Here is a 19,632-nt window from a genome sequence, read left to right as displayed (position 1 = left end):
AAATATTCAAAGCAAGTTTTTGGAGCGCCACTCTAGGAGAAACTGCTCTAATTTTTGAATAACCGATTTATCTTTAAATAGGATATGTTTACGCTCCTCAATCTGGCTCTTGATCTGCTGCAAATATTTTTTGTCTATTGCTAGTTTAATAACTTGATTGACGTACTCCTGTTCATTATTGACCACCAAGTCGAAAATCTTCATCAAACTCAAAGGCGCGGTCGCCAAGTTTCCACGTAAATAAGGTGTTTTCATTGTGACGATTGGCAAATTACATTCAATTGCTTGCATCGCCGTATTAAAACCAGAAAATCCAATGGTATCTAAATACATAGTCGCTTTGCTCATCAATCCAAAAAACTCACCTCTACTAAGCCATGGAATAAATTTGATATGATCCTCGAAGCTTATATTTTCGGCCTCAAATTTTTTCCGCAATCTAGCCTCTAAGCCAAACGAGGCCCAATGTGCTGCCGTAAAAAATACCAGCTGACAGTTCTTAAGACTTTTGGCAATTTCAACATAGACATCATCATACTTTTCAATATATTTATATGGTGTTCCAGGGCATAATAAAATCAACTTCTTCACATCCAAGCCCAATGCACTTAAGTCAATATCGACTGGCTTAATATCGAGTGGAAAATAGTAGCAACCTAGATTGGGTAGGCGCACTACTTTTTCTACATAATGATTTTGTGCATTTTCAGTTTCCATTAATTCGGCCGATAGATAGCAATCAATCGTTTTTAAGCCGGTTGTCTCTGGGTGTCCCCAGCTTGCTATCTGGAGTGGGGCTAGCCTCATACTTGCTAACTGCAAGGTTTCTGTATGCATCCCGATTTCAGGATAAATTAAAGCATCGATATTGCTATCTAATATAGTCTTCATCCAAGCTAAGAGTGGTTGCTTGGTATTGATAAATCCCTTCACTTTTGAGCGAGCAAATGCGGTTTCCTCATCAAATACATTACCTAGATAAAAAATACTTACCTCAAATTGGTCCATGTTAAGTTCGCTCACCCAGCCTTTAACAATAGCATTCCATACAGAGTGATCATGAATATGGTTAGTGACGATGCCAATATGCATTTTTTCATTTGGCACTCGATCAACAATCTTTTGGGTATTCTTTTTCTGCCAAACGCTCATCAAGCGAATGCAGATATCTCCGTATTGCTCTAAAAGTTGTTTATTATTCTGATCCTGATAGGCTAGATAAAAAGGCTGTCTTGAGCCAACCACCTTATGCCCTTCGCCTTCTCTGGCTATGTTGAACCAAGCATCTAGAGCAGTCAATGATTCTCGGAAATTCTTACGGGAATCATTCTGCTCTCCGATAGAGTGGATTACGGGAGGTATTGCCGAGATCGTAAGCGCCCATTTTGCTCTAGCATCTTCTGGATCAAGCTCAAGAGCTCTTTTATAGTCTGCGATTGACAGCGAGTAATTTCCCACTCTGTGATGAGTATTACCTCGATTGAAAATAGCATCTGTATAGTCTGGCTTTAACTCAATTGCCCTGTTGTAAGCAGCTAGAGCAGCTTCGTATTTTTGTAGCTTATGAAGAAGATATGCGTAGTTAAAATAGACTTGAGGAGAATGATTAAAAAGACTGATCGATTTTTCGAAAGAACTCAATGCCTGCACATCTTGATCCAACAACATTTGCATATAACCAATAACATTCAAGATTTCGGGATCAAGTGGCTGAAGTGCAAGCGCCTTCTGACAGCACTCTAGAGCCTCAGCAACGCGATCCACCTTCCCCAAGGTAAGGCCCAGGTTATATAAACACTCGGCATACCCTGGTCTTAACTGGAGCGCGCGACGATAGCTCTTAATTGCCTCCTCGTACAGATGAATTTCATCTTGGGCATTACCGCGATTGTTCAATGCCTCGACATGATCCGGCCTCAATAGAAGCGCATCGTCAAAACCTTCGATCGCAGCCTGTAATTGACCCATGTTTTGTAACAAACATGCTCGGTTATAGTGAGCCTCAACCCCCGAACCGTTAATGGCTATGGCTTGATCATAGGCAGCTAAAGCTTCGAGCTCATTATTTAGCCCCTGCAAGACTAAGCCTAAATTGTTGTAAGCTTTTTCATCTTGTCCATTAACTAAAATCGCTTTTCTTAATAGCAATTCCCCCTTAGCTAATTGACCCTGCTGCGCTAACAAAATTCCTAAATAATGCAATGCATCGTAATGACGATCATTTGTGCTTAAGATTTGCTCATATATCAATTTTGCCTGCTCAAACTGACCGCAGCGCTGAAAAGTGAGGCCTTGTGCTATCAAATTATCTATTTTCGACGGTGGATTTGGTTTGTTCATAGGGCTTATTTGTTATATTAACCAATACTGAAACACAGCAATTTTTGCCCATAAAGATAAAATGAATCCGTTGTTGCGCCAGGCCGTTTTAGAACAACAACGCACTAATTTTACTCAAGCGTTTAATCTTTACGCACAATTTCTTGAGCAGAACCCCAATGATCCAAAAGGGCTTTTTTTATTTGGGTTATTTGAGGCACAAAGAGGTAATTTGTTAAAAGGCCTCGAATTACTAACAAAATCGATCCATGAAAATCCACACAATACTGATGCGCATTACAATCAAGCAGTAATTTACTTAAGATTATCGCAATTTACCGAGGCGAAGAAGAGTCTAGAAAAGGCTATTCAATTAAATCCCCTACTCGCCGAGGCACACTTTAATCTTGGCGTTGTTTTCATGCTGGAAAAGAATTCTAAGCTGGCGCTTGATCATCTCAGCCGTACGATAAAAATAAAACCTCATTTTTTAGATGCTCTTATTAGAAGGGGCTTAATTCATCTAGAAAATCAACAATTTGATCTGGCACTCCAGGATTTCAAGGCAGTTCTTGCAATAAATCCTCAACATCTAGATGCCTTGCTAAACTCTGGGGTCGCATTTCAAAAAAGTGGGCGGCTCAATGAAGCTCTTGAGCGATACCAACTAACACTCCAGCTAAAGCCTGACTGGGCTGATGCTCTATTGAATACAGGCGTCACACTTTCAAAACTTAAGCGCTTTGAGGAAGCTCTAGTTTGCTATGAAAAAGCCTTTTCACTGATTCCTGATGCCCCTGATTTATGGTCCAATAAGGGAATTACACTAAGCAAGCTCAGAAAATTTGATCAAGCTACCGCATGCTTTGATAAGGCTATTGAGATCAATCCAAACTATGCTGAAGCGTGGTTGAATAAGGGTAATAATTTCCATTCTGCATCCCAATTTCCTGAGGCAATTCAATGTTTTGATAAAGCTATTGAGATCAATCCAAACTATGCTGAAGCGTGGTCGAATAAAGGCGTATCTTTAAGCTTTCTAAAGCAATTTGATGAAGCGATCGATTGCTATAACAAGGCTATAAATCTTGATAAAACCTATGTTGATTCTCGCTGGAATCTGGCAATTAGCCAGTTGACTACTGGTAAATTTTCAGAGGGTTGGAATAATTATGAATATCGATGGGATATCAGCAACCCCATACCCAAGCAATTTACTCACATTCCCAGACTAAATTCTCTTGAGCAGCTTGGAGGGGGAAACATCCTCGTTTGGTTTGAACAAGGCCTAGGAGATACTATTCAATTCTGTCGGTATGTAACTCTTTTAAAAAAATATGCCGCAAGTATTAGCCTTGTTGTCCAACCCTCGCTAGTAGAGGTTTTAGGGGATCTGAGAAACTATTGCCAAATTTACTCTCATGAAGACCTACCATCAGAAAAATTTGATTTCCAATGCCCTCTTTTGAGTCTGCCAAGACTCTTTGTAAACACTGCAGTTGCAACCCCCTATTTGAAGGCTGATCCGATTAAGTCAGCGATTTGGAAATCTCGCCTTGCCAATGGGGATAACAGATTGAAAGTCGGCCTCGTCTGGAATGGGGGCTTTCGAGCAGATCAGCCAGAGGTATGGTCTATAAATGAAAGAAGGAATATTCCATTTGAAATCTTTGCAAACTTAAGACTTGTGCCTGGCGTAGATTTCTTTAGCCTTCAAAAAGGTGAGCCAGCAGAATCAGAGCTCCTGTCTCAAAAAAATCAATTCTGGCCCAATGCTAATTTCTGCAATTACGTATCAGAACTACACAATTTTTCAGATACAGCAGCCTTAATTGATAACCTAGATTTAGTGATATCGGTTGACACCTCAACCGCTCATTTAGCTGGAGCGATGGGTAAACCAGTTTGGATTCTTAATCGCTTTGATGCCTGCTGGCGATGGCAAGTTAACCGCAAAGATTCCCCATGGTACCCAACAGCAAAGCTATTTCACCAGAAGCAACATGGCGACTGGGCACAAGTTATTGATGAAGTTCGCCTTGAATTAACATCTACCATCAATAACACTACTTTTACGAAGATCGTTTAATTACTGCAATACCAAGATCAAATAGACAACTCTTTCCTACTTGACGTCTTTACCCAAGAAAAAACCCACTGTGTTTCCACAGTGGGTTGATTTAATACCAAACTAATCAAAGCTAGCTTACGCTAGCGTTAAATTAGAAAGTGTGACGCAAGCCAATTGCGTAGTTGCTGCCACCGTAGCTGTATTGTGTACCAGCAACAGAAGTTACGTTTGAGGCTTGTGACTGACCGTAGATAGCGTACAAGTTAGTACGCTTGCTCAACCAGTAGTTAGAACCAAGCTGCCAAGCTGTGAAGCTTGTATTAGGCTCGCCTTGACCGTAGGCATTCACTTTACCCATACCACCTGAAGCCCAAGCTTCGATTGTTGGAGTAATGAATGAACGAACACCAATCTGCTCAGCAGTACGCTTAGCGTAGTAGCCAGAGTTTAGTGCGGCTGTTGCTTTACGGCTTACATACTGTGCGTATGCCTTCAAAATACCGAAGTCATAAGTAGCAGCAAAGTAAGACTGTTGGTCGTTTACGTTTGTACCGCCAGTTATGCCGTAGAGAGTAACAGTAGTTGCACTAGAAGTAGGTGACAAGCTCTTGAATGCTTGGTAGTTAGCTGTAACCAATAACTTATTCCAAGTGTAGTTCAAACCAAGACCCCAACCAGAGTTGTTAGTAGTACCACCAGCAGAGGTAGCAGTAACTGTTTGGTTTTGGTTATTCAAAGTATACAAAGCTGTACCTTGGAAGCCGGCAAATGTATCTGTTGTAGCTGTCAAAGTGTTTGATGTACGAACCGTGTAAGCGTCAGTTTGACCAGAACCAATTGATGGGTTAGTAGCAAACGGAGAAGTGTTGCCGTTAGCTTGTGGTGTTGTAGCGAAAATTACGTTACCGATCATGTTGTTCAATTGACCTGGGTCAGTTAAACCAGCGGCGTTGTGGATTGGTGTGTACTGTGTACCGAAAGCTACGTTACCAATACCATTCTTTTTGTAGCCAGCAAATGCTTGACGTGTATTAAATGCAGAGAGAGTGGAGTTGTCAGCGTTAAGGCCAGTTTCCAAAGTGAAGAATGCGCTTGAACCGCCGCCCAAATCTTCAGTACCTTTGAAGCCTAAACGGCTTGATTGCTCAGCACTGCTACCAAAGGTATTTACTGTACCCTTAGTTGTAGTAGCACCAGCTGTAGCGCGCTCATTAATACCGATAAAACCAACGTCAACGATACCGTATACGGTTACGCTGGACTGAGCTTGAGCTGCGCCAGCAATAGCTGACAAAGCTGCAACTGCAAATAGCGATTTTTTCATTCTGTAAATCTCCATAAATTGAAAGTAATGCCCAATAAGTCTGGGACCTATGAATTTTCCGTCTTTTGCCTAGCGAGACTTAGGGTAAGGGTATTTATGAGCGCTTTTTGCTTGTCAAAAGGCAGTTTTTTGGCTTTCTTCGTTGTATCAGGGCAACAAGGGCTTTGATTTCTGCCCGTTTAGGTAGCTGGAATGTCAAAATTGTCATATGGCAAGTCGCGAATTCTTAAAAATACTTGGCTCAGCCCGTATGGGTGATGTATTGGCGCAACAAAAATTAGCCCTTACATATCTTACGGGCGCCTTCAAAACCCCCATTCAACCATCTAATGCCCTGATTTGGCTTGAAAAATCGTACTTATCCATAAAAAATCATGAGGACCAAGATGAGGTCTTAAAAAATATTGGGGTTACGGAGGTCTTAGAGCTAACGGCAAATATTCCGCTTGTTCAGACCTTTAACTCTCCTGCATTTCAATTTGGCTGGGAATCTTTTTGGCAACTCGCAGAATTAAATACAACTTCAACTGCAACAGCTGCAGCGAAATGGCAACTTGTAGAGTTGCTTATCAGCCCTTGTAATCAAGAAGTTCAATCTCTACTTGTGGAATGGCTTCAAAAACAAAAGTCTAAATCTTTAAATGAAAAACTATCTGGGCTAAGTTTTAATGAACTCCAGAAAATTGCTCGACAGTATTTGCAGGAGCTTGCTGATGGAAGCTCTCAATTTGCCAGCCAAGCAAAAGAATTGCAAATCAAGTTACAGCCAAAAAATGAAGCACTCTCTTCGCTTTGGAATGTTTGGCTTAACGAGCAGAATGAAAATGCATTGATTCAAGCTGCTGAATTGGGGCTTACTGTTGCAAAGCTCACTTTAGGCTTACGTTTGGCGCAGTTAGACGGCAATGCAGCAAGCAAATCTAATGCATCACTCAAAAAGGCGGCCTATTGGCTTGAGCTTGCTGCCAAAGATGGTGACAGTGATGCATGGTATTCCTTGGGAGAAATATATCGTCGCCCTCAATTTTCTGGATACAGTGCCGCAGAAAGCGATCGCTGCTTTGATCGCGCTGCTGACCTGGGTCATGCGCAAGCGCAATTTCGAAAGGGTGCGAATCTCTGGCGCAAACGCGAAAAGATTGAAGAAAAAGTTCGTGGATTACAGGCGTCTTATTGGGTTTGGCAGGCTCACCAGCAAGGTTTATATGAAGCAACTCAACTGCTAAGCAAAATATTGGTCAGCTGCCCCGAACCTAGAAAGAATGACTGGTATGAGCTTGCTAAGCATGCAGACCAAGCAATTAACCACCATGCAGAACATAAACTAGATGAAGACTGGTTGCTACTTTGTCACCGCATCATCATTGCGAATCAATTTAACTTTAGCAAGGCAGAGTTATTGCTCTCCGAAGTTGGTCAGCTGCAACATGAGCATTGTGTTGTAGTAGACATTCGCTGGGAGCTTCCAAAGATATTGCCCAGACTCATTCAGATTGAGACGATTCAACAGCGCCGCGCTCTCTTAGCTGCAGGCAAAGCCTTTGCAAGTGCCGATGCAGAGATTGAGGGAAATTTACGTCAAAGACGATATCGCTTTGACCAACTCACTGACTGGTTAAACGCCACTTTTTCTAAGAATCTAAAAAACCAAGACACAGAAATGGTCTAGTCGGCTTAGTTGCTCTGGTCATCCACGGACGGCTTTGGTACATAAAGACGCGCTACTAATAACCCCAATTCATAAAGCAGAGTCATTGGGATTGCGAGTAACAACTGAGAGAGCACATCAGGCGGTGTCACCACCGCAGAGATCACAAATGCCCCAACGATGACGTAGGGACGAATCTCTTTGAGTTTTGCCAAAGTGACCATACCCATTCGTACCAGCACAACTACTACCACCGGCACTTCAAATGTAATACCAAATGCCAGAAAGGTAGTCATTGCGAAACTTAAATAATTATCAATGTCAGTAGACATTTCTGCACCTAATGGTGCGTTGTAACTTGCCATAAACTTGAATACGGTTGGAAATACCAAGAAGTAAGCAAAGGCCATCCCAATGATAAAAAGGCTGTAACTACTAACTACAAGAGGCAAGATAAGTTTGCGCTCATGCAAATACAACCCAGGCGCAATAAAAGCCCATAATTGATACATCACCACTGGCAATGCGATCAAGAATGCCACCAACATCGTGACTTTCATCGGCACAAAGAAGGAGCCCGTAACATCAGTCACGATCATTTTTCCACCCGCAGGCAAAGCCTCCAACAATGGCTGTGCAAATAGATGAAAAATATCTGGCGCCCAATATACCAAGCAAATAAACACGGCGATGATCGCTAATGCAGACTTGACTACACGATCACGTAGTTCAAATAAATGCGATAGAAAAGATTCTTGCAGCCCTGAATCTTCAGTGGAATTATTTTCTGTCATGCTAATCTAATTTTATTTGCCAGAACTATGATGAAAGCGCTTCATTCTGGCAGCACCAGATTGCACGCGAGTGCGCACTCCTGCAGAACGTTTAAACCAAATCGGTCTTGCTGCGCGCCGAACGCCCCAACTATTCCGACCTTGACGCTTGGTCTTGCGTAAAACTTCTTTTTCATCAAGAGGGGGTTTCTCAAAACTAGTTTCGAAAATATCCGCTTGGTCTGTAAGATTCGCATTTGCCTCACTCGCAACTGAGTGAATACTGTTTTCGACTTCTTTTAAAGCCGAGGCGCTTTCTTCGCGGAACTTTTTAAATTCCTCAATTTCCATCTGCCGATTTACTTCTGATTTAACGTCAGCCATGTAGCGCTGCGCGCGACCAAATAAGTTGCCGGCCATACGAGCCACTTTAGGTAAGCGCTCAGGACCAACCACCACTAGAGCGACTACAGCTATCAGCGCAAGCTTTGAAACCCCTAAATCAATCATCTCAAGGAGCTAAAAGAGAACCGCACGAGTTTCAATTTGCGCTTTGTAAAAATTATTTATTGAGATCTTTGGCTTGAACATCAACAGTTTTATCTGTTGCAGCAGCGCCTTGAGAAATTTGCTCTTTTGGCTCTTCAGATGCTTTCATGCCATCTTTAAAACCTTTAACAGCACCACCTAAGTCTTGGCCAATATTGCGCAATTTTTTGGTTCCAAATACCAACATCACGATAACCAAAACAATTAACCAATGCCAAATGCTAAATGAACCCATGTCTAATCTCCTTGGAATGCTTAAATTACTTTTTCCAGGGGCGGGGACCGCCCATCACATGTAAATGTAAGTGATAAACCTCCTGCCCACCATCTGCCCCATTGTTTACCATCAATCTAAAGCCGCCATCCCTTCCAGGTCGGCAGCCCTGCTCTTTGGCAAGACGTGGCGCTAATTCCATCATTCTACCCAGCAAAGGCGCATCTGCGCTTTCTGCTGACTCAAGCATGGGAATATGCTTCTTTGGAATCATCAAAAAATGTACTGGCGCAGCTGGATTGATATCTTTAAATGCGTAGATCTCATCATCCTCATACACCTTTTGGGAAGGAATCAAGCCCTGAGAAATCTTGCAAAACAGGCAATTGGGATCGTGACTCATTTGAATTTAATCCTTATTGGCTGCTTTTCTGGCTGCTTTTTCTTCGATTCCTGAAGTGCCCAAGCGACGGTCAAGCTCCGCAATCACATCCTCAGGACGTAAATTGAATTGAGAGAGTGCAATCAGGCAGTGAAACCAGAGGTCTGCCATCTCACCAACCAAAAGCTTTTGCTGCTCTGGGGCGAGCTTTGAAGTACGAGCATCCTTGGCCGCCATCACAGCCTCAGTTGCCTCTTCGCCTATCTTTTTGAGAATGCCATCATCGCCTTTAGAAAAAAGCAACGCAGTATAGGAAGTTTTTGGATCGGCATTTCCAGCTTTAAATGCATCCCGACGTTGATCGACCACATCAGCCAAATGGGCTAATGCAGAATCTAAATTAGAGGGCTTATTTGCTGAACTACTCATGGGTTCATTTTATGTCTTTTATTTAAAGACCTTCACTATCCATTATTTCTAGGATTTTGACTCATCGACCCAAGCGAATTGACTTGAATCCCATTGCTGGAAAAAACAGCTGTGCTCCCCAGTATGGCAAGCAATGCCATCTTTTTGTTCAACGATGAGCAAAATCGTATCGCCATCGCAATCTAAGCGAATTTCTTTGACCCTCTGGGTATGCCCTGACTCTTCACCCTTATGCCAAAGCTTTTGGCGTGAGCGGGTCCAATACACAGCCTCACCCAATCGCAAGGTTGCCAATAGCGCGTCGCGATTCATCCAAGCCATCATCAAGATGTCATTACTGCCGAACTCTTGTGCAATCACTGGAACCAAGCCTTGTTCATTCCAAGCTACAGTGTCTAGCCAAGGGCCTGGCTGAATGGATTCGATCGGGGTAAATGTACTCATACCTAAACTTTACCCTGAATAGGGTTCAAATACGAACTGAAATTCCCTGAGCAGCCATATATTCTTTTGCCTGCTGAACTGTGTATTCACCATAGTGAAAAATGCTTGCAGCCAAAACAGCATCAGCATGACCCTTGGTAATACCATCAACCAAGTGCTGCAGATTACCTACGCCACCAGAGGCAATTACTGGAACAGTGACCGCATCACTAACGGCAGCCGTGAGCGCCAAATCAAAACCATCTTTGCTGCCATCGCGATTCATGCTGGTTAATAAAATCTCACCCGCCCCGCGTTTAGCAACTTCAGTAGCCCAAGCAACTACATCAATACCAGTTGCTGTTCTACCGCCATGTGTAAATACTTCCCAATTACCGGCTTCAGTTTGCTTAGCATCGATTGCAACCACAATACATTGAGAGCCGTAATAGGCAGCCGCATCTGAAACTAAATCTGGATTAGCTACTGCAGATGAGTTCATGCTCACTTTATCTGCGCCTGCATTTAGTAAGCGACGAACATCAGCGACTGCACGCACACCACCGCCAACTGTCAAGGGAATAAAAACTTGTGATGCAACATCCTCGATGATATGCAAAATGAGATCGCGCCCATCTGAGCTTGCGGTAATGTCCAGGAAGGTAAGCTCGTCAGCGCCTTGAATGTCGTAACGCTTAGCGATTTCAACGGGATCTCCCGCATCGCGCAAACCAACAAAGTTCACCCCTTTAACAACACGCCCTGCTGTGACATCCAAACAAGGAATAATTCTTTTGGTTAACACTAGATAATTTTCTTTTTATATTTGAGCGTTAACTCATCAGCATATTTTTGAGCGGCAGCAAGATCAAGATCGCCTGCATAGATGGAGCGCCCAGCTATCACGCCCATGACGCCCTCTTCTTCAGCCTTGCAGAGCGCGTCAATATCTTGGTTATTAGAGAGTCCGCCACTAGCAATCACCGGAATTCGAATGGCTTGAGCCAGCTTAATCGTGGCGTCAATATTGACACCTTTGAGCATGCCATCACGACCAATATCGGTATAGATAATGGCCTCTACACCCCAATCCTCAAACTTCTTAGCAAGATCGATTACTTCGTGACCCGTGATCTTGCTCCAACCATCAGTAGCCACTTTGCCATCACGAGCATCAAGACCGACCATGACATGGCCGGGGAATGCGGTGCAAGCATCTTGTACAAAACCAGGATTTTTAACTGCAGCAGTACCAATAATGACAGTACTAATACCATCATCCAACAAACGCTCGATGGTTTCTAAATCACGAATACCGCCACCGAGCTGGACAGGAATTTCATCTCCAACCGCTTTCAAAATCGATTTAATAGCAGACTCATTCTTGAGCTTGCCGGCAAATGCGCCATTGAGATCAACTAAATGCAAACGTCGCGCGCCTTTGCTAATCCAATGCGCAGCCATCGCTCCTGGGTCCTCGGAAAATACCGTGGCTTTGTCCATATCACCTTGTTCCAATCGAACGCAGTGGCCGTCTTTAAGATCAATTGCAGGGATGAGCAGCATAGTGAGACGTTAGAAATTAATTAAGGTTGCCAAGAAACAAAATTTTGGTAAAGCTTTAAACCGTATTCTGCACTTTTTTCTGGATGAAATTGGGTTGCGAAAATATTATCTCGTGCCACCGCAGAAGTAAACCAATCACCATATTCTGTTGATCCGGCAACATCTTCTTTACGTTGCGGCACAACATAGTAACTGTGAACAAAGTAAAAGCTCGTTAAATCCGGAATTCCATTCCAAATAGGATGTGTACGATCTTGACGCACTTGGTTCCAACCCATATGAGGTACTTTATATGCGGATCCATCAGCCTGCTTTTTACCCGTCAACTCAAAACGACGGACCTCACCAGGAATCAATCCTAAACATGATGTCCATTGTTCATTGGTACGAACTTCTGCACTTCTATCAAAGAGCATTTGCTCACCAACGCAAACACCTAATAAGGGCTTGTTTTTAGAGGCTTCTAGTAATGCTTCGAGTAGTCCGGATTCTTTAAGATGCTTCATGCAATCAGGCATAGCACCTTGACCTGGTAAGACTACGCGATCCGCCGAACGAATTTCTTCTGGCTGATGCGCAATCAGCACATTATCATCAGGCGCAACATGATGAAATGCCTGATACACGGAACGAAGGTTGCCCATTCCGTAATCCACGATCGCAATAGTTTGCGCCAAAATTTAGCCTATCTTTGCAGTTATCTAACGGGCAACTAGAAGATCTAGATTAGAGGCTGCCTTTGGTTGAAGGAACGGTACCAGATGCACGGGGATCAATTGCTAAAGCCATACGTAACGCACGTCCAAAGGCCTTGAAGACCGTTTCAATCTGGTGGTGCGCGTTGATACCGCGCAAATTATCTATATGTAAAGTCACCCCCGCATGGTTTACAAAACCACGGAAGAACTCAATGCTTAGATCAACATCAAAGTCACCCACTCGAGCACGAGTAAATGGGACATTAAATTCTAGGCCTGGACGCCCAGAAAAGTCGATCACTACACGTGAGAGGGTTTCATCCAAAGGAACGTAAGAATGGCCATAACGGGTGATGCCCGCCTTGTCACCAACTGCCTTAGCAAAAGCTTGACCCAATGTAATGCCCACATCCTCAACGGTGTGATGATCATCAATGTGGGTATCGCCTTGGGCAATTACCTTGAGATCAATCATGCCGTGGCGGGCAATCTGATCGAGCATATGGTCCAAGAAAGGCACGCCTGAGGCTAGCTCAGCCTTACCATTACCATCTAAATTGATGGAAATTTGAATTTTGGTTTCCGAAGTGTTTCGGGTAACGTCGGCTTGCCGCATGCTTCGTTGCGCCGCGAGGCGAAGTGTTAATTGAAGCCTCATAATATCATTCCTAGAAGATATATAAATGCTGTAGTTGCCTCACTTTCTTTCTGTTTTTTGACCCGAGTACCCTCATGAACCGTTTTTGGAGCCCTGTTGTTCAGACTTTGACCCCCTATATTCCTGGGGAGCAACCGCAAATGCAGCGGCTGGTAAAGCTCAACACCAACGAGAGTCCTTATGGCCCATCCCCCAAAGCACTGTTAGCAATCAACAGCCAAACCAATGATGACTTGCGCCTATATCCAGACCCAGAGGGTGCAGCTCTAAAACAAGCCATTGCCAAATTGCATGGCCTTAATCCAAATCAAGTGTTTTTAGGAAATGGTTCTGATGAGGTTTTGGCTCACATTTTTGCTGGCTTGCTCAAACAAAGCAAGCCTGTTTATTTTCCAGACATCACCTACAGCTTCTATCCGGTCTACTGCAAACTCTTTGGCATCGACTACAAAACAGTTCCGCTGGGATCAGAATTTGAAATCAATCTAGGCGACTACAGCGCGCCAAACGGTGGAGTTATTTTTCCCAATCCCAATGCTCCAACTGGAAGATCAATTGCTCGCTCAGAGATTGAAAAACTACTTGCGAAGAATAAAGACTCAGTAGTAGTCATTGATGAAGCCTACGTAGACTACGGAACTGAATCATGCATTCCACTATTGTGTGGCGGCAGCTGTCCTGAAAATCTTTTGGTAGTTCACACACTCTCAAAATCTAGAGCATTGGCTGGCCTGCGAGTAGGCTTTGCCATTGGCCATCCTGCCCTGATTGAAGGCTTAGAGCGCGTTAAGAATAGCTTTAACTCCTACCCTTTAGGGCGACTGGCTCAGGTAGGCGCAATTGCTGCAATTGAAGATCAAGCGCATTTAGAGGCAACTAGCGCCAAAGTCATTCAGACGCGCACAAAATTAGTTGAGCAATTAAATGCCTTGGGCTTTGATACCTTGCCATCAACAGCAAACTTTATTTTTACTCGCCACCCAAAACATAGCGGGGCTAAGTTATATCAAGCCTTGAGAGATCGTGGAATCATCGTTCGCCATTTCAAATCGGCACGCATTGAACAATTTTTGCGCATTACGATTGGCACGGATGAACAAAGCGGCGAACTTGTCGCCGCCTTAAAAGAAATCCTCGCCTAACTTTTTACTTAATTACTTTCGATTTTATTTCTTCAAACGCATTTCAGCGGCACGTGCGTGTGCCTGTAAGCCTTCACCATGGGCTAACGTACTAGCCACAGCACCTAAGGTTTGAGCGCCGGCCTCACTCACCTCAATCATGCTTGAGCGCTTGATAAAGTCATAAACACCTAGTGGTGATGAGAAACGAGCTGTCCTAGCCGTCGGCAATACATGGTTAGGGCCAGCACAGTAGTCACCAAGAGATTCACTGGTGTAATTACCCATAAAAATAGCACCCGCATGACGAATTTTTTCAGCCCACTTCCGTGGCTCTGCGGCACAAATCTCTAAGTGTTCGGCAGCGATAGCATTGGCAATTTCGCAAGCCTCCGCCATATCCCCAACCTCAATCAGCAGGGCACGATTGGCTAGAGAACTTTCGATGACTTTTGCTCTAGGCATTTCAGGAAGTAACTTGTTGATGCTTGCCTGCACTTTTTCAATATAGGCTGGATCTGGACATAACAAGATTGATTGCGCCTGCTCATCATGCTCTGCCTGTGAGAACAAGTCCATTGCAACCCAATCAGGATTACTAAAGCCATCGCATAAAACCAAAATCTCAGAAGGCCCTGCAATCATGTCAATGCCCACCGCACCAAAGACTCTGCGCTTAGCGGCAGCGACATAAGCATTGCCTGGACCAACAATCTTATCTACCGATGGAATCGTTTTTGTACCGTAAGCTAAGGCACCCACAGCTTGGGCGCCACCAATAGTAAAAACACGATCTACGCCAGCTAAATACGCTGCAGCCAATACCAAAGGATTGCGGGCGCCATCTGGTGTAGGCACAACCATGATGACCTCTGCTACACCTGCAACCTTTGCAGGAATCGCATTCATCAGCACGGACGAGGGATAAGCTGCTTTACCGCCAGGCACATAGATTCCAACACGATCCAACGGTGTTACTTTTTGACCAAGACGAGTACCATCCGCCTCTTCATATTCCCAAGAGTGACAGCCTGCTTCGATCTTTTGTTTCTCGTGATACGCACGCACTCGTTTAGCGGCGATATCAAGGGCATTTTTCTGTTCAGTCGACAAAGATTTGTAGGCTTGCTCTAAATCTTTACGAGGGATTTCTAACTCAGATATGCTGGAAACATTTAAGCGATCAAATTGCTTTGTAAAATCAAGCACAGCTGCATCGCCCTGCTCCTTCACTGCCGCCAAAATTTTGACTACAACAGTATCAATCGCCTCATCATCAACCATTGGTAAAGAAAGGCTAGAGAGCAGTGTTTCTTTGAAACCCGCATCTTTGCTGTTGAGACGCTTGACCTTAACTTGTGAAGACATTGAATGTGTTTTTTGGCTTACTTCAACAAATCAAAAATAGGTTGTAGCTGAGCACGCTTACGTTTATACGAAGCTTGATTCACCACTAAACGTGCGCTGATATCCGCAATAGGCTCAACCTCAATCAAGCCATTTGCTTTGAGCGTATTACCAGTAGAAACTAAATCTACGATTGCATCAGCTAAGCCCACCAAGGGAGCAAGCTCCATTGAGCCGTAGAGCTGAATCGTATCGATATGCACACCTTTGTTGGCAAAGTGGTCACGCGCGCAATTGACATACTTTGTCGCAACTTTTAAGCGTGAGCCTTGTTTGACTGCTGCAGCGTAATCAAAGCCTTCACGCACTGCGACTGACATACGACACTTGGCAATATTCAGATCAAAAGGGACATACAAACCGTCAGTACCTTTTTCCATTAATATATCTAAACCTGCCACACCAAAATCAGCTCCACCAAATTGAACATAGGTTGGCACATCTGAAGCGCGCACAATAATCAAGCGCACATCCGGATTGGATGTCTCAATAATGAGTTTGCGAGACTTCTCAGGATCCTCTTTCGGCACAATACCGACCTTAGACAGAATCTCTGCAGTCTCTTCGAAGATGCGGCCCTTAGAGAGGGCTAAAGTCAATTTCATGACTTAATTATCCCTCAGCCTTACTTGACGCGCTCAATGTTGGCGCCTAATAGCGTCAACTTCTGCTCCATACGGTCATATCCCCGATCCAAATGGTAAATCCGATCCACTTGGGTTTCGCCCTGGGCAGCAAGACCAGCGATTACCAAGCTAGCTGAAGCACGAAGATCGGTTGCCATCACAATCGCGCCAGAGAGCTTGTCTACGCCCTGGGCAATGGCAGTATTGCCTTCAATTGCGATATCAGCTCCCAAACGATTGAGTTCTTGAACGTGCATAAAACGATTTTCAAAGATCGTCTCGGTAATAGTCGAGCTTCCGGTTGCCACAGCATTGACTGCCATCAGCTGGGCCTGCATATCGGTTGGAAATGCTGGGTACTCTGATGTGCGGAAACTCACTGCCTTAGGACGAGAATGCATGGAAGCTTTAATCCAATCAGGGCCCATCTCCATCTGAAGACCAGTCTCCTTAAGTTTTACTATTACAGCATCAAGCGTATCGGGACGGCAGTGCGTTACCAAAATCTCGCCACCAGCAGCAGCAACCGCACACAGGAAAGTGCCTGCTTCAATACGATCCGGAATCACGGAATGCTCAGCACCATGCAATTTCTCGACACCTTCAATCACCAAACGATCGCTACCGATCCCGGAAATCTTGGCACCCATCTTGACGAGCAACTCAGCCAAGTCACCAACCTCTGGCTCACGCGCAGCATTTTCTAAAATCGTAGTGCCAGAGGCCAATGTAGCAGCCATTAATAAATTTTCTGTGCCAGTGACCGTAATCATGTCAGTCAAAATCGAAGCGCCCTTAAGACGATCTTTTTGTGGCTTGGTTTCTGCTTGAATATAGCCACTCTTAATCTTGATGCTTGCACCCATAGCCTTTAGACCTTTGATGTGCTGATCAACTGGACGGGCGCCAATTGCACAGCCACCGGGCAATGACACCTTAGCGCTATGCATTCTGGCGAGAAGCGGGCCGAGCACCAAGATAGAGGCGCGCATGGTTTTCACCATCTCATAGGTTGCCTCTGAGCTCTTAATTACTGCGGCATTGAGCACAACATGATTACGATCTCCAGTATTTGGATAGCTTACCTCCACACCAATCTCCTGTAAAAGCTTAAGCATGGTGCGCACATCTTGCAGATCTGGAAGATTACGTAAGACTACTGTCTCATTGGTCAACAGACAAGCACACAGAATTGGTAAAGCGGCATTTTTGGCTCCAGCAATCTTGACCTCACCCTTGAGTGAGGTCCCGCCTACCATTCTTAATTTATCCATGAAACGATTCCAATAAAATCTTTTTAATGTGATTTAAATCTGATTGCTGTTTTCTTAGGCAGCTGGGTTTTGTGCAAACTCTTCAGGCGTAAAAGCCTTGATTGAAAGTGCGTGCACTTCAGCCTTCATGCGATCGCCCATTGCACCATAAACCAATTGATGACGCTGCACTAAACGTTTGCCCTCAAACTCTGGGCTAACAATCGTTGCGAAAAAATGTTGTCCATCACCCTCAACTTGAATGTGAGTACAGTTAATACCGTTTTTGATATAGCCCTCAATTTGCTCGGGGGTTGGCAACATACTTCTCTCCTAATAAATCTAGTCAGTATCAATAATTAATGTCGGAGCTTATAGCCCTTTTGTAATAAGCGCAAAGCAATCGCTGAAACCACTACAAAGAAACACAAGACGATTGCGAGGCTGCTCCATGGGGATACATCAGAGACTCCAAAGAACCCATAGCGAAATCCGTCAATCATGTAAAAGAATGGGTTGAAATGGGATACCACCTGCCAAGCTGGCGGCAAGGAATGGATGGAATAAAAAACTCCTGACAGCATCGTGGCAGGCATGATGATGAAGTTCTGAAAAGCAGCCAGCTGATCGTATTTATCAGCCCAAATGCCCGCAATCAAGCCCAGACTACCCAAAATGGCAGCACCCAAAAAAGCAAATGCCAAAATCCATAAAGGATATTCCAACGAAGGCAGCCCAAAGAAGATAGTAATGAAAAATACGCCTAGGCCAACAACAATTCCACGAAATACCGCAGCCAAAATATACGCCGCATAAAACTCAAAATGACTCAAAGGCGCAAGTAATACAAATACCAAGTTACCAGTCACTTTGGACTGAATGAGTGATGACGAAGTGTTAGCAAACGCATTTTGCAATACGCTCATCATGACCAAACCTGGAATTAAAAAGGCGGTATAACTTAAACGCCCGTAGACTTCTCTACCCTCTAATACATGCCCGAAGATCATGAGGTAAAGCACTGCGGTTAATACTGGTGCAGCTACGGTCTGAAACGCCACCTTATAAAAACGCTTTACTTCCTTTAGTAATAGAGTTGGAAAGCCGCTGCCATATTCAAGAGTAGGCTTGCTTAAAGCCTTATTTGAAGCATTCTTCACAATGCACCCCCTGACATGATGTTGACAAAAACCTCTTCGAGATCGGTTTTGCCTTCGCCATCTTTTTTCACGGAGCCATAACGCGCTAGTAAGTTAGCGGTAGTGTCCAAAGCAACAATCTTGCCTTGCTTGAGCATTGCAATGCGCTGGCACAAAGCCTCTGCTTCTTCTAGGTAATGCGTCGTCAACACAATGGTGTGGCCATCTTGATTCAAACGGCTAATAAATTGCCACAAGGACTGACGTAACTCAACATCAACACCCGCTGTAGGCTCATCTAAAATAATGACGGGTGGTCTATGGACCAAGGCTTGAGCAACCAATACACGGCGCTTCATACCGCCCGATAATGCACGCATATTGCTATCGGCTTTACCAGTGAGATCTAAATTGGCCATGATCTCGTCGATCCATGCATCATTGTTGCGGATGCCAAAGTAACCCGACTGGAAGCGCAAGGTCTCGCGAACAGTAAAAAATGGATCAAACACTAATTCTTGGGGAACAACGCCAAGCATACGACGGGCTTCACGAAATGAAGTCTGAACATCGGCACCCAAAATCGCTGCATGGCCTTTGTCTGCTCGCACTAAGCCAGCCAAAATGGAAATTAGCGTAGTTTTTCCAGCGCCATTGGGCCCCAGGAGGCCAAAAAACTCCCCAGGCTCGATTGCCAATGAAACATCATCGAGCGCTTGAAGAGCTCCGTATTGCTTTGATATGTTCTTAATAGAAATTGCTGAATGCATGCTCTTACAAACCTAGCAATGCAGAGATGCCATATACATTGGCCAACACTTTAAGTTTTTCAGGAGAGTTCTGAACCGATAAAGATTGTCCATCAGCCTGTAACTTTTTTTGCCAAGCCAGCAATACAGTCAGAACAGTCGAATCAAAATCTTTAAGCGCAGAGCAGTCGATTATTTTTAATGCGGCGGCGTTTAGTAAGCCCTCTTTCTGCAACTGCAGAGCATTTTCTTGTGTAACTGTTTGTGGCAAAAGAAATGGCAT

The 19,632-nt window shown here is 44.2% G+C and carries 22 protein-coding genes; 3 read left to right on the top strand and 19 right to left on the bottom strand.

The features are described from left to right. Positions 1 to 6: 6 nt before the first annotated feature. Positions 7 to 2,340 carry a tetratricopeptide repeat protein gene (locus tag A8O14_RS00650; protein WP_068947746.1) on the bottom strand — a complete coding sequence of 778 codons (2,334 nt, stop codon included), beginning with the start codon at positions 2,338 to 2,340 and terminating at the stop codon, positions 7 to 9. Positions 2,341 to 2,401: 61 nt separating this feature from the next. Here A8O14_RS00650 and A8O14_RS00645 point away from each other — a divergent pair, with 61 nt between their 5' ends. Further along, positions 2,402 to 4,408 carry a tetratricopeptide repeat protein gene (locus A8O14_RS00645; RefSeq protein ID WP_068947745.1) on the top strand — a complete coding sequence of 669 codons (2,007 nt, stop codon included), beginning with the start codon at positions 2,402 to 2,404 and terminating at the stop codon, positions 4,406 to 4,408. 133 nt (positions 4,409 to 4,541) lie between these two features. Here A8O14_RS00645 and A8O14_RS00640 read toward each other — a convergent pair whose 3' ends face one another. Continuing rightward, positions 4,542 to 5,714, bottom strand: a complete 1,173-nt coding sequence (locus A8O14_RS00640) for a porin (protein WP_068947744.1) — start codon at positions 5,712 to 5,714, stop codon at positions 4,542 to 4,544. A 208-nt stretch (positions 5,715 to 5,922) separates the two neighbouring features. Between A8O14_RS00640 and A8O14_RS00635 the strand changes: the two genes are divergently transcribed. Next, entirely contained in the window at positions 5,923 to 7,383 is a 1,461-nt protein-coding gene (locus A8O14_RS00635) for a tetratricopeptide repeat protein (protein WP_068947743.1), read from the top strand. Between the two features lie 5 nt (positions 7,384 to 7,388). On the opposite strand, the gene tatC is transcribed toward A8O14_RS00635, so the two are convergent. From tatC to hisB, 10 genes are read right to left on the bottom strand one after another with little or no spacing between them, the layout of a single operon-like run. Beyond that, a complete protein-coding gene (tatC, locus tag A8O14_RS00630) occupies positions 7,389 to 8,156 on the bottom strand; it encodes a twin-arginine translocase subunit TatC (RefSeq protein WP_068947742.1) in 768 nt (255 codons plus the stop codon). Positions 8,157 to 8,168: 12 nt separating this feature from the next. Continuing rightward, on the bottom strand, positions 8,169 to 8,645 hold the full coding sequence (gene tatB, locus A8O14_RS00625) for a Sec-independent protein translocase protein TatB (protein ID WP_068947741.1): 477 nt from the start codon (positions 8,643 to 8,645) through the stop codon (positions 8,169 to 8,171). A 52-nt stretch (positions 8,646 to 8,697) separates the two neighbouring features. Continuing rightward, entirely contained in the window at positions 8,698 to 8,919 is a 222-nt protein-coding gene (tatA, locus tag A8O14_RS00620; protein ID WP_068947740.1) for a Sec-independent protein translocase subunit TatA, read from the bottom strand. A 25-nt stretch (positions 8,920 to 8,944) separates the two neighbouring features. Continuing rightward, on the bottom strand, positions 8,945 to 9,301 hold the full coding sequence (locus A8O14_RS00615; RefSeq protein ID WP_068947739.1) for a histidine triad nucleotide-binding protein: 357 nt from the start codon (positions 9,299 to 9,301) through the stop codon (positions 8,945 to 8,947). 6 nt (positions 9,302 to 9,307) lie between these two features. Then, positions 9,308 to 9,709, bottom strand: a complete 402-nt coding sequence (locus tag A8O14_RS00610; protein ID WP_068947738.1) for a phosphoribosyl-ATP diphosphatase — start codon at positions 9,707 to 9,709, stop codon at positions 9,308 to 9,310. A 48-nt stretch (positions 9,710 to 9,757) separates the two neighbouring features. After that, positions 9,758 to 10,153 (bottom strand): phosphoribosyl-AMP cyclohydrolase, encoded by a 396-nt coding sequence (hisI, locus tag A8O14_RS00605; RefSeq protein ID WP_068947737.1) that lies wholly within the window; start codon positions 10,151 to 10,153, stop codon positions 9,758 to 9,760. 25 nt (positions 10,154 to 10,178) lie between these two features. Then, complete coding sequence (gene hisF / locus A8O14_RS00600; protein ID WP_068947736.1) at positions 10,179 to 10,937, bottom strand: imidazole glycerol phosphate synthase subunit HisF; 759 nt, start codon at positions 10,935 to 10,937, stop codon at positions 10,179 to 10,181. After that, positions 10,937 to 11,698: a 1-(5-phosphoribosyl)-5-[(5-phosphoribosylamino)methylideneamino]imidazole-4-carboxamide isomerase gene (hisA, locus tag A8O14_RS00595; RefSeq protein ID WP_068947735.1), complete on the bottom strand. Its 762-nt coding sequence runs from the start codon at positions 11,696 to 11,698 to the stop codon at positions 10,937 to 10,939. Before hisA ends, hisF begins: the two co-directional genes overlap by 1 nt. A gap of 20 nt (positions 11,699 to 11,718) precedes the next feature. Then, positions 11,719 to 12,375: an imidazole glycerol phosphate synthase subunit HisH gene (hisH, locus tag A8O14_RS00590; RefSeq protein ID WP_068947734.1), complete on the bottom strand. Its 657-nt coding sequence runs from the start codon at positions 12,373 to 12,375 to the stop codon at positions 11,719 to 11,721. Between the two features lie 49 nt (positions 12,376 to 12,424). Then, entirely contained in the window at positions 12,425 to 13,012 is a 588-nt protein-coding gene (gene hisB / locus A8O14_RS00585) for an imidazoleglycerol-phosphate dehydratase HisB (RefSeq protein ID WP_068949639.1), read from the bottom strand. Between the two features lie 116 nt (positions 13,013 to 13,128). On the opposite strand from hisB, the gene hisC reads away from it, so the two are divergent. Continuing rightward, entirely contained in the window at positions 13,129 to 14,196 is a 1,068-nt protein-coding gene (gene hisC, locus A8O14_RS00580) for a histidinol-phosphate transaminase (protein WP_068947733.1), read from the top strand. A 24-nt stretch (positions 14,197 to 14,220) separates the two neighbouring features. Here the strand turns inward: hisC and hisD are convergent, their stop codons facing one another. Genes hisD through A8O14_RS00545 form a run of 7 tightly spaced genes read right to left on the bottom strand, consistent with a single transcriptional unit; the run spans position 14,221 to position 19,632 of the window. After that, a complete protein-coding gene (hisD, locus tag A8O14_RS00575; RefSeq protein WP_068947732.1) occupies positions 14,221 to 15,543 on the bottom strand; it encodes a histidinol dehydrogenase in 1,323 nt (440 codons plus the stop codon). 17 nt (positions 15,544 to 15,560) lie between these two features. Next, positions 15,561 to 16,187 (bottom strand): ATP phosphoribosyltransferase, encoded by a 627-nt coding sequence (hisG, locus tag A8O14_RS00570; RefSeq protein WP_068947731.1) that lies wholly within the window; start codon positions 16,185 to 16,187, stop codon positions 15,561 to 15,563. 20 nt (positions 16,188 to 16,207) lie between these two features. Then, positions 16,208 to 17,482, bottom strand: a complete 1,275-nt coding sequence (gene murA / locus A8O14_RS00565) for a UDP-N-acetylglucosamine 1-carboxyvinyltransferase (RefSeq protein ID WP_068947730.1) — start codon at positions 17,480 to 17,482, stop codon at positions 16,208 to 16,210. 54 nt (positions 17,483 to 17,536) lie between these two features. Next, positions 17,537 to 17,785 carry a BolA family protein gene (locus A8O14_RS00560; protein ID WP_068947729.1) on the bottom strand — a complete coding sequence of 83 codons (249 nt, stop codon included), beginning with the start codon at positions 17,783 to 17,785 and terminating at the stop codon, positions 17,537 to 17,539. A 35-nt stretch (positions 17,786 to 17,820) separates the two neighbouring features. Further along, the gene (locus A8O14_RS00555) at positions 17,821 to 18,621 is read right to left on the bottom strand and encodes an ABC transporter permease (protein WP_068947728.1); all 801 of its coding nucleotides are present in this window, start codon (positions 18,619 to 18,621) and stop codon (positions 17,821 to 17,823) included. Next, complete coding sequence (locus A8O14_RS00550) at positions 18,618 to 19,370, bottom strand: ABC transporter ATP-binding protein (RefSeq protein ID WP_068947727.1); 753 nt, start codon at positions 19,368 to 19,370, stop codon at positions 18,618 to 18,620. Before A8O14_RS00550 ends, A8O14_RS00555 begins: the two co-directional genes overlap by 4 nt. A 4-nt stretch (positions 19,371 to 19,374) precedes the next feature. Next, positions 19,375 to 19,632: an STAS domain-containing protein gene (locus A8O14_RS00545; RefSeq protein WP_068947726.1), complete on the bottom strand. Its 258-nt coding sequence runs from the start codon at positions 19,630 to 19,632 to the stop codon at positions 19,375 to 19,377.

This window comes from Polynucleobacter wuianus (assembly GCF_001659725.1).
Taxonomy (GTDB): domain Bacteria; phylum Pseudomonadota; class Gammaproteobacteria; order Burkholderiales; family Burkholderiaceae; genus Polynucleobacter; species Polynucleobacter wuianus.
This window is presented reverse-complemented; position numbering and strand designations above follow the sequence as displayed.